Source organism: Brevibacterium sp. FAM 24630 (genome assembly GCF_049804075.1).
In the GTDB taxonomy this organism is placed as follows: domain Bacteria; phylum Actinomycetota; class Actinomycetes; order Actinomycetales; family Brevibacteriaceae; genus Brevibacterium.
Genome location: NZ_JBNBZD010000008.1, coordinates 153,558 through 170,297, shown reverse-complemented (window position 1 = coordinate 170,297; position 16,740 = coordinate 153,558). Strand labels below are relative to the sequence as shown.

Annotated in this window: 4 protein-coding genes; all 4 read right to left on the bottom strand. The window is 64.6% G+C overall.

The window, feature by feature from the left end:
• Positions 1-97: 97 nt before the first annotated feature.
• The 4 genes from ACPUD7_RS08565 to ACPUD7_RS08550 are packed head-to-tail and all read right to left on the bottom strand — an operon-like array spanning position 98 to position 16,731.
• Positions 98-1,228, bottom strand: coding sequence for a saccharopine dehydrogenase NADP-binding domain-containing protein (locus ACPUD7_RS08565; protein ID WP_425119629.1), 1,131 nt, complete (start codon positions 1,226-1,228; stop codon positions 98-100).
• Entirely contained in the window at positions 1,225-6,711 is a 5,487-nt protein-coding gene (locus ACPUD7_RS08560; RefSeq protein WP_096157087.1) for a non-ribosomal peptide synthetase, read from the bottom strand. Before ACPUD7_RS08560 ends, ACPUD7_RS08565 begins: the two co-directional genes overlap by 4 nt.
• Positions 6,708-8,282: a condensation domain-containing protein gene (locus tag ACPUD7_RS08555; RefSeq protein WP_425119628.1), complete on the bottom strand. Its 1,575-nt coding sequence runs from the start codon at positions 8,280-8,282 to the stop codon at positions 6,708-6,710. Before ACPUD7_RS08555 ends, ACPUD7_RS08560 begins: the two co-directional genes overlap by 4 nt.
• A complete protein-coding gene (locus ACPUD7_RS08550; RefSeq protein ID WP_425119627.1) occupies positions 8,218-16,731 on the bottom strand; it encodes an amino acid adenylation domain-containing protein in 8,514 nt (2,837 codons plus the stop codon). The genes ACPUD7_RS08555 and ACPUD7_RS08550 overlap by 65 nt, the downstream gene beginning before the upstream one ends.
• Positions 16,732-16,740 lie beyond the last annotated feature (9 nt).

Sequence of the window (16,740 nt, the reverse complement as noted above, 5' to 3'; positions counted from 1 at the left end):
TTCGATGCTGGGGTACCGTACTCCGGCCGAGGTTGAAGCCGAGTACTTCGAGGACAACGAAGTGCTTGCCGATGCTGCCTGATCACTGAACGACCGTTCATCCTCCACAAAAACCGGGACTTGACACTCCTTCCTCCTCATGCGTGGAAGTCTGGGCCTGGGTGGGATCAATGAGTTCAAGGCTAGGACCGATCTCGATCACTGAAACACCCTGTAGGCCGTGGAGGGATGTGATGATGTCGGATGGATCGAGGATATCCTCGGCCCGATAGACGCCATTTGGGATCTGATCGGAGTGGACAAGCGTTGCCACCGTGGCAGTGACGAACGCGGTCACCTGGTACCCGTCTTCGCAGCTGAGGACCGTGGTGCGGACTTCACCGGCATCGGTGGCGGCTTGCACCACGATCCTGTGATATGGAGCCTGGCCCTGCATGTCGTGTACGACGGCGCTTCGCAGTTGAGCGACGGCGTCGTCGAGGCCGGTATCAGGTATGGGTCCGAGCGTGGCGATGACCTGTTCGGCCTGACCGGCTGGGAAGATGTTGAACCATCGTGCCTCCGGCACCTTGTACCGGTGACACACTCGCTCGAGTTCAGTTGGCAGGTACGGAAATGCCGATACGCTGCCGGGGAAGAACGGCAGATTGATTTGTCGGATTGGGCGTAGAGCCGCGGTCCGGCGTTGATGATTGGACCAGTCGGCCAGCGGCTGGCCTATTCCCGCTTCCTCGCTGAGGAGGAAGTCTGCAGCGGCGGCATCGGACAATGGTGCGATGCCGCCAGCGAGGCAGGAAAGGCGACGGATGGGCTCGTCGAATCGGGTGGCGAGCCAGGACGGAATCATAGCGCTGACGCCGGGCAAGAGCCCGGCAGAGACGACCGCTGCCCTCTGTGGACCAGGGGGTTGTTCGAGACGAGTGTAGACGGGATCGTCGCCTGCGGGATCGACGTAATGTGCTCCATTGCTGAAGGCAGCGCGAGCGACGGTATCCAGGATCCTGTAGGACGGGCCAGCACAGTTGACGACGACCGAGCAGTTCCGACAGAAGGCATCGAGGGAGACCGGGTCGGTGATGTCCACCTGTGTGCTCTCGATGTCAGCGTGCGTTGGATGGTTGATCGCTGACCTCCGACGGCCGCCGAGTCGAATCGGGAAGCCAGCTGAGTGGAGTCGCTCTGCAACGGCTGCGCCGACCATCCCGGTGGCGCCGATGATGCCGATCATCGTTCGGCCTGCTGGTCTCGGTGCTCGATCCATGCCGCCACCGTGTCGACGTGGGGATCGTGCAAGCATGCGAAGTGGTCGCCGGGGATGTCATGGATGGTCAATGAGGGGCCGCACAGTTCTCGCCAGAAGGTTGTGGGCTCGTCCACGACGCCAGGGAGGAAGGGCACGTCGGAGGCATGGCTCAAGAACTCCACCGGCCCGTCGTAGGGGTCCGGGCGCCATTGAACGACCCCGGTGATGCTATGGGTGAACACGGTGAGCCCTTGATCTAACTGCTCGGCTGTGTCTCCGGTCTGCGCGGCCAGTGCGGAGACGCGCTCGGCGCGGGTAGCGGTGAGATAGGACCCGAGCACTGCGTCGAGGCTGCCCTTGGGCACGAGCCCATGCCGGTCCAGCGCCACCCGTACTTCGTGGCCGACAGCACCAGGATCGGCAGGCAGGCCCACGGCGGACGGGTCGATGCCGCGTAACCTGGCATACCCGTACTCGACCAGTCCGGGCTCTTCGACCAAGTAGGGAACGCGGTGGCTGCCGATCACGGTGAGGCGTTGGACATGTGTCCCGCGGCGGCGGAGTTCGCGTGCCAATTCCAGTGCGGTCATGCCCCCCATGCAGTAGCCGATAAGCTCGACCGGAGGACCTCCGGCCAGTAGTTCTGCGTATTCTTCTGCCAGCCCGGTCACGAGGTTCTCGGTTGGACGGGCGAGGTATTCGTCCAGCCGTGGCGGGGCCAGGCCGAGTAGTGGAACATCGGAATCGAGCGAAGCGATCAGGGACCGGTATGGCAGCAGGGTCGCGCTTCCGTCATGCACCAGCACCCGCCGACGCTCCGACGTGGCGGAGGCGCCACGCAATACACGCAGGGGTCGTGGGGAGTCGGCACGGCGCAGTTGGGCGGCGAGGTCCATGACCGTCGGCCGTGACATCAGCTCCGGGATCAGTGCCTCCCACGTGATGTCAGAGGCCTCCGGGACCGAAGTCCGCAACTGTTCAGCGAGCCGGGCAATCAGCAGCGAGTCACCGCCGAGGGCGAAAAAGTCGTCATTTCGGCCCACAGTCTCGAGCCCCAACAACTCCGCCCAGATAGTGGCCAGGCGCCGCTCGAGGTCGTCACGCGGTGCATCGCTGGTTCCTATGGCGGCAGGCTGCGAGCGTGGCACACGCGCGGCGAGAGCAGCTCGATCGACCTTCCCGTTCGCCGTGAGTGGGAGCGCATCTACCGGGATCAGGCGTGAGGGCACCATCGGTTCGGGCAACCGTTCGGACAGCCACTCGGAGAGGCCATGATCCTGGACGCCGTCGACGTCGGAGCCGAACCGCACACAGAATGCGGCCTGCCCGAACTGTTCCATGACCCGATCATCGGGGAGGCAGACCTCAATGGCCCCGCCTGCCCGGTGCAGAACATCAAGCCACTCATCGCGAGTCAGGAAGATACGATCTTGCCCGTGTCGCGCATCGGCGAAGTCCGGGCGTGTGGTGTCGTCAAAGGTCATCAAGAACTCCATCGACATCATCACCGATGTGTTCTCGCGCACAGTCTCGATGAACACGAGTCGCCCACCAGGAACGAGGAGGGCACGAAGCCGGTCGATGACCACATCGGCCGACGCGGCGTTATGCAGGACGTTCGCGCACAGGATCACGTCGTAACTGCCTGGTTCGACATCCTGTCCGTCGAGGTCGGCATTGATGTCGAAAATCCCGTATCGCATCCCCGGCACGTTGGAGAACTGCCGCTGCGCGTCGGTAAGGAAGAACCGCGACAGATCAGTGAACAAGTAGTCGATTCGTGTGCCGGCGAGTGCCGTGACGACGTCAGCGGTCGTCCCTCCGACGCCAGCACCGACTTCGAGCACATGCAGAGTTCCCGTGTGCTGGTCGGCAAGTGTCCTCATCACGGCCGTCACAGCCTGATTGACGTATCTGCTGATGATGTTGTCCTTGTACGCCGCCTCGGCCGTTCCGATATCGCCGTGCGGGAACAGCAGAGACAGGGCAGAATCCTCGCCGCGCACCAGGTCGGCCAGCTCCTGGGCACACGAACGCAAGAACGTGATGAGCTCGGCCCCGTCGTCCAAGCCATGATGCGCCTGCTCCACTGAGTCCCACGCATCCTGGACATCCTGGCGCGTCACCGGGGCCAATCTGGTCCAGTCGCCCTCCGGCGTGCGGGTGACGAGACCGTCGGCAGCGAGCATCCGCAGCCAACGCCGCACCACCCGTCGGTTGGCAGGGGTGGCCCCGGACTGCGTGAGCAGCCCTTCGGTGCTGTACGCGACCTCGGGGTCAGAGAACAGGCCGAGTTCACGAAGGGCGCATGTCATGGACAACCGAGCTGCCCGGTCCATCCGGTCCGCGAACTCTGCCAGCCGATCCGGGTCGGTTCCATTCACGATGCCAGCGGCAGCATCCTTCGCGGCGACTGCGAGCTGTTGATCGGGTACAGCAGCCTCGCGCTGATGGTCGCGAGTGTAGAAACCGACCAGCCGACGTTCCAGGGCCCGGTCACCGTCAACGATGACCGCAGCGGCAGCGACCGGTGGGAAGGTTTGCATCGCCGTCTCCACTTCGGCCAGTTCGATCCGGTGCCCTCGAATCTTGACCTGCTGATCTTCGCGGCCGAGGAACTCGATGATCCCGCCGGGTAGATACCGTCCGATATCGCCGGTGCGGTACATGCGAGCCCCGGACAGCGGATCGGTGATAAACCGGACAGCGGTCAGGTCGGCGTCACGGAAATAACCGGTGGCAAGAGCGTCCCCGCCGATCCACAACTCACCGGGTACCCAATCGGGCTGATCATGGCCGTGTTCGTCACGGACGGCGAAGCTGTGGGCCAGCAACGGCACCCCGTACGGAATACTGCGCCAATGTGGCGGGACCTCGGCTATGGGATGGAAGATCGACCAGATGGATGCCTCGGTCGCCCCGCCGAGGCTGACCTGGTGCGCCTGCGGCAACACCTCCGAGAGCTCGCCGGGCAAGGAAGTGGGTATCCAGTCTCCGCTCATCATGATCAAGCGCACCGATTCGAGAAGCGCACGCCCGCTCTCTGGCTGCGAGCGCAAGTACTGGACGAGCATCTGAGGCTGAGCCGGAACACTATTGACCACCGACACACCATGGTCATCGATGAGCTGGGCCCAGCGAGCGGGATCACCGCGCCGGTGCGACTCCGGCAACACGACCGCGGCCCCTGCTGCAAAGGTGCCGAAGATATCGAACACGGACAGGTCGAAGCTCAAACCGGAGAGACCGAGCACACGGTCCTGCGGGTGTAACTGGAATCGGTCGACAATATCGTCGAGTGTCGCCCGAACCGCATGATGGGACACCGCGACGCCTTTCGGGCGGCCCGTCGAACCTGATGTGTAGATCACATACGCGAGCTCGTCCGGGCCGGTGCTGCCGGCCGGGACCAGGGCGGCTGTGTCCGGGGCAGGGATATGGTCGATGGGGACCACAGTGAGGGCATCGGGCCATGTGTGAGGATCGGCGCCGTCCGTGAGCAGCACGTCGACGCCGGCGTCGTCAACAATGCTCATCTGCCGTGTAAGCGGCTGTCGTGGATCGAGAGGCAGGTAGGGTCGTCCGGCCAGCAGTACGGCGATCACGGCCGCGATCTGCGTGGCCCCCTTGTCGAGCGCCACTGCTACTGGAACCGGCGAGTCGTGGTCTGGGATCAGGGTTGCCAGTTGGGCGGCGGCGCTGACGAGTTCCTGGTACGTCAGGGTTGTGTCCGGCGCAATGATCGCCGGTGCGTCCGGGGTGCGGTGCGCGGCGGCGAGGAGTGGACTATGTACGAGCCCGGCGTCCGGTCCGGGAGCTGCGGGGGTGGTGATGCGGTTGAGGTTTTCCCGGGTGCGTAGTTGGGATTCCGGCACCGGTATGGGGCACTGCAGTTCCCATGTTTGGAGTGAAGCGGGGTCCCGATCACTGGGTCCCTCGGTAGACGCAGGCCCTCCGGCGAGGACGTGGAGAAGTGACTCAAACGCGGCGAACATGTCCTCGATGACGCCCGCTGGATAGGCGCCGTCGCGGACATCCCAATTGACGACGAGGCCGCCGCGGTCTTCGAGCACCTGGCAGTCCAAGTGAACCTGTGGAGTCTGGCTGATGCCGTAGCGGGCGGTCGCTTCCGTCATGAGACCGTCTGCAGTGCCCTCGGTGGGACCTGTGTCTGACTCGGTTGTGCGGGTGAGCCCGAGTGCGCTGGTGAACACGACGGGCATGAGTGCGGTCTCGGACCCGTGACGGCGACCGAGTTCACGCAGGACCTCGATGCCGGAGAACATTCGATGGTCGAGGTCGTCGGCGAGCTGATTCTGCACGGCCATGGCCCGCTCGACGTAGGTCGCGGCCGAATGATCCACGGCCAAGGGGATCACCGAGGTGAAATCGCCTACGACAGCATCGATATCAGGATGTAGGGGCAGGCGCCCCTGCAAGGTGACATTGAGGGAGAACCGGTCGTGTCGTGACCAGCGCCCGATCACTTCGGCGTAGGCGGACAGCAGTGTTCCCGAGGGAGTGAGTCCGTGGTTGCGGCCGGCTTCTCGCAGTGCAGCCCACGACTGCGGTGACAACCGCAGCGTTCGACGGGTGAAGCGAGGATGGGAGTCCTCGACAGGGGCGGGGCCGGCGACGGGTGTGCCATCTCCAGCCGCGGGCAATTCCGGTGCCGAGGGGAGGGTATCGATGCGGTCGAGCCAGTAACTGCGGTCGCGCCTCCACTCTGGATGCTGAGGCAGTTGGCGATGAGCCAACACATAGTCGCGGAACGTGACTCTCGGCTCATCGGTGTCGACCCCGGAATAGCTTCGGTCGAGATCAGCCAGGAGCAGTTGGATGCTGACGAAGTCGGCGATGAGCATGTCGATCGACAGATGCAGGATGTCTTGATCCGGCAGCCTTGTGATCCGGAGTGTGAATAGGGGCCATTCATGCGTGACGTACACGGTGTGATCGATTTCGGCGCGCGTTCGCGTCAGATGCGACTGGCACGCTTCCCGATCAGCGCCACGTAGGTCCGTGACCGCAATTCTGTAGCGCGGTACCTCTGGCAGCACACGCTGTTCGCCACGCTGCAAAATGACTGCACGAAGCATCGGGTGCCGATCGATGACTGCCTGCCATGCGCGTTCGAGGCGGTCCACGTCCAGGGAGCGGAAAGAGATCTCTATGTAGCTGTGGCACCCCACCCCACCGAGTCGGTTCCCCCGCACCCGCCCGAGCAGATATGAGGCCTGCACGTCGGTCAAGGGGAAGGGCGCATGACAGGCATCCGGCTCGGGGATGGCCTCGGGCAATGCCTGCTGGCGCAACAGCTGAATGATCTCGTCACGTCGTGCGGAAACTTGCTCGCGTCGTTCCTGGCTCATGACACCGCGGGGCCCGCGGAACCGGAGCTTGTCGCCGTCAAGCCAGAGATGCACCCCGGCATGTTCAAGTTCGGTAATCAGTGCGTTGGCGTTCACAGCTCTCCTTCCTCGAAATCCTCAGTCCCGGCCTGCATCTGCCCACCATGTGGTCCCATCCCGGTCGCAGCCACCGCGGCGATCGTTGGGTCAGCGAAGAATTCGCGAAGGCTCAGTTCGATCCCCACCTCAGCGCGCACTCGGGCAACCATGCGGGTAGCGACGAGGGAATCGCCGCCCAGACCGAAGAAGTCAGCAACACGATCGATCCCGGTCGACCCGAGGAGCTCCTCCCAGATCCGGGCAACAGTCGACTCGACGCCGGGGCGGGGCTTGCCTGCCTCGGCGACTGGGGAACTCTCGCCTCGTATCGAGACGGGCCCCTGAGGAGACGATGCTGGTTGGGCGAGGTGGGACGCGGATGCTGCCGGTAGGCCTGGACGGGAGTCGGCCCAACCCGGATCGGCGATTGCTGAGACGAGCCGGGCATATTCGTCGAACATGGACCCGATGGCTTCGGCCGCAATCAACCCTTCTACGGCATCCCACTGGATAACCAGCTCTCCGTCGGGAGTCTGCGAAACCTGATGGTCGAGCCAGATTTGTGGGGTTTGCGAGATGCCCCAGATCCGGTCAGGAAAGCCAGGCCCCGGATCGAGGGACATCGCCGTACCCAGCCCGAGACCACTGGTGAAGACCACTGAGGCGCCGGCCACGGCACCGCGTCGGCGGGCCAGTTCACGCTGCACCCAGATTGCTGAGACCGAGCGATGCTCTAGATCGGAGGCCAGCTGATCGCGGAGGCGAATAGCCCGTACGCCGCGCGTGTCGCCGGGCCTGGTTCTGATCTCGACGAGGAGCAGCGAGGTGAAGTCACCGAGAATGCGATCGATATGCGGGTGAACTTCCTGCCGGTCGAACAGCGTCACGTTCACGCTGAACTCTGAACTGGTGCTCCATCGGCCGAGCACTTCCGCGTAGCTGGACAACAGGACCACCGCTGGGGTGAGCCCCAGGTGGCGGGCGTTCTGCAGGGCCGCTTTCCAGGTCTCCGCGGGGATGCGGCGCTGCCAGCGCCGGAAACGGGGTTGCGTCACTGTGTCGGGGTCGACCAGTGTTGGCAACTGCGGTCCAGGCGGGATGCTGTCCAGACGTTCCTGCCAGTACTGTCGATCGGCGCGCAGTTGTGTGTCCGATGGTTCAACCTGAACGCGGTAGTCGCGGAACGTCAGTTCCCTCTCGGGCAGTGAGGCACCGGGATCGCGGTAGAGTTCTTCGAGTTCGGAAAAGACGATCATCATCGACAGGCCGTCGAGGATGATGTTGTCCAGTCCTATGCCGACCCGTGTGCGCTGCTGACCGAGCTGATGGTAGGTGACCGCTTCGACCGTGAACAGGGGCCATCGGCCGGGGTCGAGCACGCGATGCGAGAGGCGATCGCGCAGTGTGTCCAGTTCCTGGTTCACGGCCTCGGGCGCAGTGGTGGCGTCCAGCTGCGTGTGTGGCACGTGCAGAACCGTCTGGTCAGATGGCAGAAACTGCTGTCGGCCGTCGGGCGTGAACACGCTACGCAACTCGGCATGGCGGCGTACGAGAGTGTTCCACGCCTGCTCGAGGCGGCTGATGTCCACCTTGGCGCCGTCGAACTCGCTGTAGTAGTAGGCACCGACCCCGCCCCAGGGCGAGGTCGCTATGACGGCCGACCCAGTACGCGCGTTGCACGTCGGTGGCCTCGAACGGCTCGGTCATCTCCGCCGGGTTCGGCACGACTCGCCGCCGTCGATCCTGACGTGGGGTCCGCGTAGCGAGGCCGGTGTAGAAGTCCTCGAGCACGGGGCGGGTGAAGATATCGGCGACCTGCACTCCTGTCGCCCCGGCATCGAGCAGGCGTCCGATCAACCTGGTGGCCAGGAGGGAGTCGCCCCCGAGGGCAAAGAAGCTGTCGTGAGTGTTGACCTCAGCGACAGCGAGTACGTCAGCCCATATCGCGCCGACCTGGTCTTGTGAGAGGGTAGCATCCCCGTTCGGGGACGCGTCGATGGCCGCGACTTCCACTGGGGTCGTGAGGCTGGGAGCGGATTCAGCCGTGCGGGTCCTGACAGCAGACAGGTCGGCGTTCGGAAGTTGTTCCAACAGGCGCCGATACTCCTCGAACATGTCGTCCAGGAGTCCGGGGGCGAACAGACCTTCAACGGCATCCCAGTGATAGAGCAAGGCTCCGGATTGTTCCATGACTTGATGGTCGAGCCACACCTGTGGGGTCTGGGACGCGCCGCCGACGAATGTGGGAAATGGTGGACGGAGCCGGTCGAGAACGTCATCGGACAGGCCCAGCGTGCTGGTGAAGACGACCGGCATCGCGGCCTCGGTAGGGCTGGTTCTTCGGGCCAGCTCTCGCTGGACCCACAACGCCGAGACACCCCGGTGATCGAGGTCTGAGGCGAGCTGGCGTTGCAGCCGTTGTGCCGCATCGGCGAGGCTCTCCTCAGCGGTCGGGCGATGCTCCAAGAGCGTGAGACTCGTGAAATCCCCGAGCACGCGGTCGATGTGCGGATGAACGCGGGAACGGTCGAAGAGGGTCAGATTGAGCGTGAGCTCGGGCCGCGCGCTGAACGCAGAGAGCACATGCGAATAGCAGGCCAAGAGCACCGAGGATGGCGTCACGCCGGCCTGCCGGCACCACTGCTTGACCTGGGTCCACTGCTCGGCTTCCAACCGTCCGGCACGCCGTTGGAAGACGGGCGCGTCGATCTGTGCCGGATCGACGGCTACCGGTAGGTGCGGGGCCTGTGGCAGGCTCTCCAGCCGGTCCGTCCAGTACGAGACGGATGCTTCTCGGTCTGCCGGGGAAGTGTCCACTGCGAGGACGTAGTCACGGAAAGACACGTCAAGCTCGGGAAGCGACGTCTCCGGGTCGAGGTAGCACGCGGCGAGTTCTGTGAGGAGAAGTTGGACGCTGAACCCGTCCAGCAGCAGATAGTCGACTGCGATTCCCACGCGCACTCCGCCGGGATGACGGATGAGCGCGGTCGCGAACGTCGGCCACGTCGACAGATCGAACGAGGAACGTGCAAGCAGCTCGTGGAGCCTGGCCGAGGCCGACTGCTCATCGTCGGCGCGGCCGATGCTCACCGGTGGAGCCGGTAGATCCTCCGGCGGGAGAATGCGCTGCTGTTCGCCCTCGACGATCACCCGAAGCATGTCGTGTCGGTCGATCATGCGACGCCAGGCCTGCTGCCAGCGGCCAGTGTCCACGCTCTCGGCGCTTAGTTCCAGGTAGTAGGTCGTGCCGATGTTGCCCAGCGGCATCCCCGGAGCGCGGCCACGCAGATAGGCTAGTTGCACGTCGGTGAGCGGGAAAGGCTCGTGCCGCTGGGCCAGATCCGGTTCTAGCTGCAACGGGGGAGCATCTGAGATGGCCGGGCGTAGACGTTCGGCGAAGTCGGCGAGCACCGGATGCTCGAAGAGCGCTCCGACTCCGACACCGCCGAGTGCCCTGCCCGTGCTCGGCGCGTCCCGTAGCCGAGCCACGACCCGGGTAGCGGCGAGGCTGTCGCCACCCAGGGCGAAGAAACTGTCAGATGGTGCGGGCAAGGTCGGCAGGCTGAGAACCTCCGCCCATACCGCGGCCACCTGCTCCACACGCTCATCGGACCGACTGCTTGGCTCGGGCGAGGCCGGTGCTCCGGGTTCCGCGTTCGTGATCGCGAGGATCTTGGTGGCAACTACGTCGCGGTCGAGTTTGCCATTGGCAGTCAGCGGGATGGCCGGAAGCTCGACGACAACGTCTGGGCGCATGGTGGGTGCGAGGAGACCCGCAGCATGCCGAGCGATCGCGTCCAGATTGAGGCCGCCATCCGCGTCTCGCTCGTCATCGGCCGAGGGGGCAACAACCGCGGCGGCAATCCGATCAGCTGTGCCCCGCAGCACCACGGCGGCGGCGCTGACAACATCGGGGTGGTCCCGCAAGGCCGTCTCGATCTCGCCGAGTTCGATGCGATGCCCGCGCACCTTGACCTGACCGTCGTCACGTCCGAGGAACTCGAGCAATCCCGCCGACCGGTACCGGCCGAGATCACCGGTCCGGTACCAACGGTGGCCGCCCACGACAGGGAAGCGTTCTCGTGTTCGCTGCGGATCCCCGAAGTACCCGTCGGCCAGGCTGTCGCCTCCGATCCACAGTTCACCGGGCACCCAATCCGGACAGTCCCGTCCAACACCGTCGACCACCCGGAACGCTTGCCCGCCGAGCGGAGTTCCGTAGGGCACGCTCGGCCATCCGTCGATACCGTCGGCGACCGGGTAGAAGTTCGACCAGATACCTGCTTCGGTCGCGCCGCCCATCGCGATCAGCCGTGCGTTTGGAGCAGACTTTGCGAGGCGATGGGCCAGGTCGAGTGGCACCCAGTCCCCGGACACGAAAGCGGTCCGCAGACTCGAGCTGGTGTCTGGGTGCCATGCTGCCGCGGTGACGTACATGTCCAGCAGCTGCGGCACGGTGTTCCAGACGGTCACGCCGTGGTGACGGACGAGGCCGTGCCATTCGTCAGGGTCACGCCGCTGGTGCTCCAGCGCACAGATCACCTCCCCGCCAGCGGTGAGAAGCCCGAAGATGTCATACACGGACAGATCGAATTCGAGCGCAGAGATCGACAGAACCCGATCAGCCTTTGTAATCCCGAACCGCGCGTTGATGTCGGCGATCGTGTTCCAGGCGGCTCGATGGCTCATCTGTACGCCTTTGGGTTCGCCGGTGGAGCCCGAGGTGAAGATCGTGTACGCCGTCTCCGAAGCCTTTGTCGGGGAAGGTTCCGGGAGTGGGGCGAGGTCGTTCAGGTCGGGCAGGCTGCTGAGGAACAACCGAGGCTGCACGGTTCGCGTGATGCGCTCGATCCTGGCGGTGGGCTGATTGACTCCGATCGGTACGTAGTTGGCGCCGGCGGCGAGCGTTCCGAGCACCGCGATGACCTGGTCTGGTCCCTTCGGCATGCTCACGGCAACGGCGTCGCCGCGTCTCACTCCGTTCTGCTGAAGATGCCGGGCCAGGCGAAGCGCCCGCTCGGCGAGCTGACCGTAGGTGAGAGATCCCGACTCGGATGCGCCAGGCAGTCCCCAGCGCAACGCGACAGCCGCTGGTTGCTTGGCTGCCCTGGCGAAGAACTCGACATGCAAGGCATTCGCCTGTGGCGCGAGGCTGGGCACGGCATTGACGCGAGCACGGCTGTCCTGTTGCGCCGCTGGCAGTGCGACGTCTGCGGGGATCGCGTCAACGTCTGCGGAGTCGATGAACGTGTCCACGAGACCGAGGTAGGCCTCGAACATCGCCGAGACGAGTCCCTCCGGAAAGAGCCCCTCTACCGAGTCCCAGCTGAGTAGCAAGTCCCCAGCCTGCTCAACTACCTGATGATCGAGCCACACCTGCGAGGTCTGTGATGCGCCGTCGGCGTACGCTGGGAACCCGCCTGGCGCGTCGTCGAGGAGCCCGCCGCCAATGCCGAGGGTGCTGGTGAACACTACCGGAAAGATGGCCTGGGTGATCCCCTCAGTCAGCGCGATCCGCTGTTGCACTTCCACTGCCGAGACACTGCGATGCTCAAGTGCCCGGGCGAGTTCGTCCTGCACCTGACGCGCGAGGTTCACGAGATCGTCCTGCCCATCAGGACGATGTGCGAGCAGCAGCAGCGAACTGAAGTCGCCGATGACGGAATCGACATCGTCGTGCACGGGCTGGCGGTCGAACAAGGTGAGGTTCAGCGTCAGCTCCGGGCGGGCGCTCCACCGCGACAGCGTCTGTGCGTAGCAAGTTAGGAGGAGCGCTGAAGGTGTGAGCCCGACCAAGGCCGCTCGTTCCCGCAGGAGCCGATAACGTGCACGGGGCACCCGGTGGGCGACGCGCGCAAAGCGGGGCCGCCCGAGGGCCGCAGGGGCCGAAGCCAGGGGCAGTAGAGGAACTGGCGGCAATTCGGGACCCACACGGTCCCAGTACGCCTCAGCGCGGGCCTTGTCGTCCGGATCGACGGCGACTTCGGTGAGATAGTCACGGAAGGTGAGACCCAACGGCGGCAGGTCGAAGTCAGGATCGTCGTACAGATGTGCCAGTTCAGACAGAAGTGTCTTCACACTGCGCCCATCGAACACGATCGGATCCACGACGATCCCGACCCTGACACGTGCAGACGGTCCGTACTCGACGGCCATGGCAGCGTAGGGCGGCTCACTGGCCAGATCGAACGACCGCCGCCGCAAGGGTTCCAGCAGCGTTCGTGCGGCTTCAAGAGTGGGTGCGGTCAGTCGGGGAAGCTCGGTCACGGTCATCTGTTCGACCACTTGCTGGCGTCCGTCCCGGACCGTGACTCGCAGCATGTCGTGGCGCTCTGCCAGGTGCCGCCACGCGTTCTCCCAGCGCTCATGATCGAGACGGTCACCATCGAGCTCGAGATAGAAGTTCGCGCCGATTCCGCCCAGGGCGAGCGTCTCGTCACGCCCGACGAGGTAGGCATGTTGCACGGGTGTCAACGCGAAGCGCTCGAAGCGGGCCTCAGGGCGGGCGCGAAGTACCGCGTTCTCAGAGCGCGGCCCTGCCTGCGTCGTGCGAAGAGTCAATGCGAACCCTCTCACCGTGCGGCCCCGCATCAGGCCGGATATGGTGCATTCAGCGATCGCTACGCCGCCCGGCAACGTGTAGGTGCGCAGTCGGGCCACCGAACGGGTCGCGGTGAGGCTGTCACCGCCGAGTCGGAAGAAGTCATCGTCTCGTCCCGACACAGTGATACCCAACAGCTCGGACCACACCTGTGCGATTGCCCCCTCCACCGGCCCCTGCGGTGGTTCGCCGTCGACGTCCGCCGAAGGAGCGGCCTCCTGCAGGAGAGCGGCCACCCGCTGACGGTCCACTTTGCCGTTGCTGTTCAATGGCAGGCTGGTCACGCTCACGATGAGTTCCGGCACCATCGCCTCAGGGAGATACTTCTTGGCCCGTTCGCGAATGGTCGCGTCAAGGTCCGGCGCATGGTTTTCAGGGTCATCGACGACGGCAAGCACGCGGATCCGCGGTCTCTTCTCCGCGTCGATGACGGTCGCGACTGCCCGCCGAACGCCGGGATACTGCTCAACCGCGGATTCGACCTCGCCGAGGTCAATGCGATTACCGGCGATCTTGACTTGGAAGTCTGTACGCCCGAGAATCTCCAACTCGCCGCTGTCTCGCCAGCGCACGAGGTCACCGGTCCGATACCAGCGGTGCCCGTCCCGCTCAACGAACTTCTGCGCAGTCAGCTCGTCGTTGTCGCGGTAGCGGCCGTGGACACCCGCCCCGCCGATCCAGAGTTCGCCCGCGGCCCAGTCTGGGCGATCACGCTCCTGTCCATCGACGACCCGCACTTTCTGATTGCGCATCGGATGCCCATATGGAATCGACCGCCACAAAGGATCGATGTCGTTGACGTCGAAGAGCACCGACTGGATCGATGCTTCGGTCGCCCCTCCGAGCACAACGCACCGACAGCCGGGGGCCAAACGCGCCAGTCGGCGCGGAAGATCCAACGCCACCCAGTCACCACCCAACATCACTAGCCGCAAGCTGGCGACCAGTCGGGCGGCGGGCGGGGACGACTCGGCGACCGTGAGCAGCATATCGAGGAGCACGGGCACGGTGTTCCAGACGGTGATCGGCGTGTCGGTCATCAGCTGCATCCACGCATCAGGGTCGGCGCGGCGGGCCTCATCTGGGAGGACGACGGTTCCACCGACGCTGAGCAATCCGAAGATGTCGACGACAGACAGGTCGAATTTCAACGCGGACACGGCAAGCACAGCATCGGTGGGGCCGACCTCATACCGGTCATTGAGATCCTCGATGGTGTTGCTTGCCCCACGATGGGTGATCTCCACTCCCTTCGGAGTGCCTGTAGAACCGGAGGTGAACAGCACATAGGCTGGCCCATCGGGATCAGAACGACGGGCTGCCGACAGCGGGGTGGCTTCCAGAGCATCAGCGATTCGTACGATGGCCGGGCTACCGGGCAGATCCTCTGGAAGATGGGCGTTGGCGTCGGTAATGACGGCTACCATCGGAGTGGCGCGGTATATCGCCGTCTGTCGGGCAGGCGGCTCATCGACGCCGATCGGTACATAGGCGCCGCCGGCCGCGAGCACACCGAGAACGGCTGCCACTTGTGCTGGACCCTTCGGCAGGCTCACTGCGACCAGGTCGCCGGCACTGATCCCGGAGGCGTCCAAAGCACCGGCCACACGCAGGGCCTGCTCACACAGACCGCCATAGCTGAGGGAGGCTGGCCCCTCGGCGGTCTCCCATGCAAGCGCAGTCGCGTCAGGACACTCGGCGGCCACCCGGAAGAAGGGCTCGTGCAGGATGTTGGCCCGTTGCGGTGCGCCGGTTTCGTTGACAGCGGAATGTCGGGCTGCCTGCGCAGGGGGCCGTAGGTCGTCAATGGGGCGTTGCCAGGCGGCGTCGTCTGCGACGAGCTGGGACAGCACATCCCGGTACGCACCGAACATCGACTCAGCCACGCCGGGGGCGAAGAAGCCCTCACGGACGTCCCAGTTCACCAGGTAGCCACCATCGAGTTCCGTGGCCTGCGCGTCGAGCCATACCTGCGGCCCCTGTGAAACGAGCCAGACCGGATCACCGAAGACCTCCCGCACGTTCGGTGCGAACAGTTCTCCCAGGTTGAGCGCACTCGTGTACACGACGGGTGCCAAGACTCGTTCTCCTCCGGCGAGGCGGGACAGATCGCGCAGCACTTCGACGCCGGGATAGGCGCGGTGATCGATCGCCGCTCGCAACTCCTGTTGTAGACGAACAGCTCTTTCGGCAAACGGCATACGGTCCGTGACATCTGCGGCCAACAGCACTGAGCTGCTGAAATCTCCGACCAACTGTGGCACCTGGGCGTGTAAATCTGCACGGTCGAAAAGGGGCAGGTTGAGCAGGAACTGCGGATCGGTGGCCCACCCGCCAATGGCCTCGACAAAGGCGGTCGCCAATGCCATTGCCGGCGTCACGCCATGCTTTCGCGCGATATGTTCCAACCGTTCGCGTTCAACCGGGTTCAACCAGTGGTGCAGCCGCTGCACGCGCGTCGGCGTCCGCCCGGGTGTCTGCCTCAGACGCGGCAGGTCAGGAGCACCAGGCAGTGTGGGCAACCGTGCCTGCCACCAGTCGCGAGCCTCGGCATACTCCCGCGTGTGAGTCTCGGACTGTTCCGCCTGACGGCGGTCGGCAAGATACTGAGGGAAGCTGTACGTCAGGCTCGGCAGTACGGAGTCCGGGTCGTGATAGTAGGTAGCGAGATCGGCCATGAGGACCCTGAAGCTGGCTGCATCGGCGGCAATCATGTCGAGATTGACGTGCAATCGCGTTCTGCTCTCACTCACCAGCGACACCGCGACATCGAATACTTGTCCGGACGCGATATCGAGTTGTCGATGTGAGGCCTCGTGACGAACACGTTCCAACGCGGCAGCCTGCTCCGCGTCATCGAGGTCACGCAGATCATGAATGGTGAGGCCCGGCCACGCCGGCTGCGGGAGAATACGCTGCCGCCCGTCGTCGCCGATCGCGACTCGGAGCATCCCATGGCGTTCTAAGAGCAGCCGCACGGCTCTGTCGAGTCGGTCCGTATCGATGCAGGGGCCATCGAACTCGTTGTACAGATGCGTTGCCACACCTCCGAACTCCATGTCCGCGTCTCGTCCGGCCCAATATGCATGCTGCATGAGCGCCAGGTCGAACGGCTCGCCAGGACTCACCGGTGGTGCCGGGTCCACAGCCTCGGGCTCGGCGCGCGGGGCATCGAGCAACTGCCGCCAGGCGCCGAAAGTCGGGCGCTCCGCGAGCTGCTCAAAGGTGGCCGATACTCCCAGTCGGCGTGCCTGGTTGATGACGGACATCATCCCGAGCGAGTCGAGGCCGAGCTTCAACGGCTCGGCATCGTCGCTGAGAGCTCTGACATCGCAGCCGAGCCGCGCGGCAATCAAGTCCGCGATGATGTCCGACGGACGCGCGTCGGCCTCAGACGATGACCCTAGCGGGACAGCTCGATCAACGTTGGACGACATGGATCTCCT

Bases quoted from the DNA above. Each gene is read 5' to 3' on its own strand.
- ACPUD7_RS08550 (WP_425119627.1), bottom strand. From the start codon at position 16,731: ATGTCGTCCAACGTTGATCGAGCTGTCCCGCTAGGGTCATCGTCTGAG.
- ACPUD7_RS08565 (WP_425119629.1), bottom strand. From the start codon at position 1,228: ATGATCGGCATCATCGGCGCCACCGGGATGGTCGGCGCAGCCGTTGCA.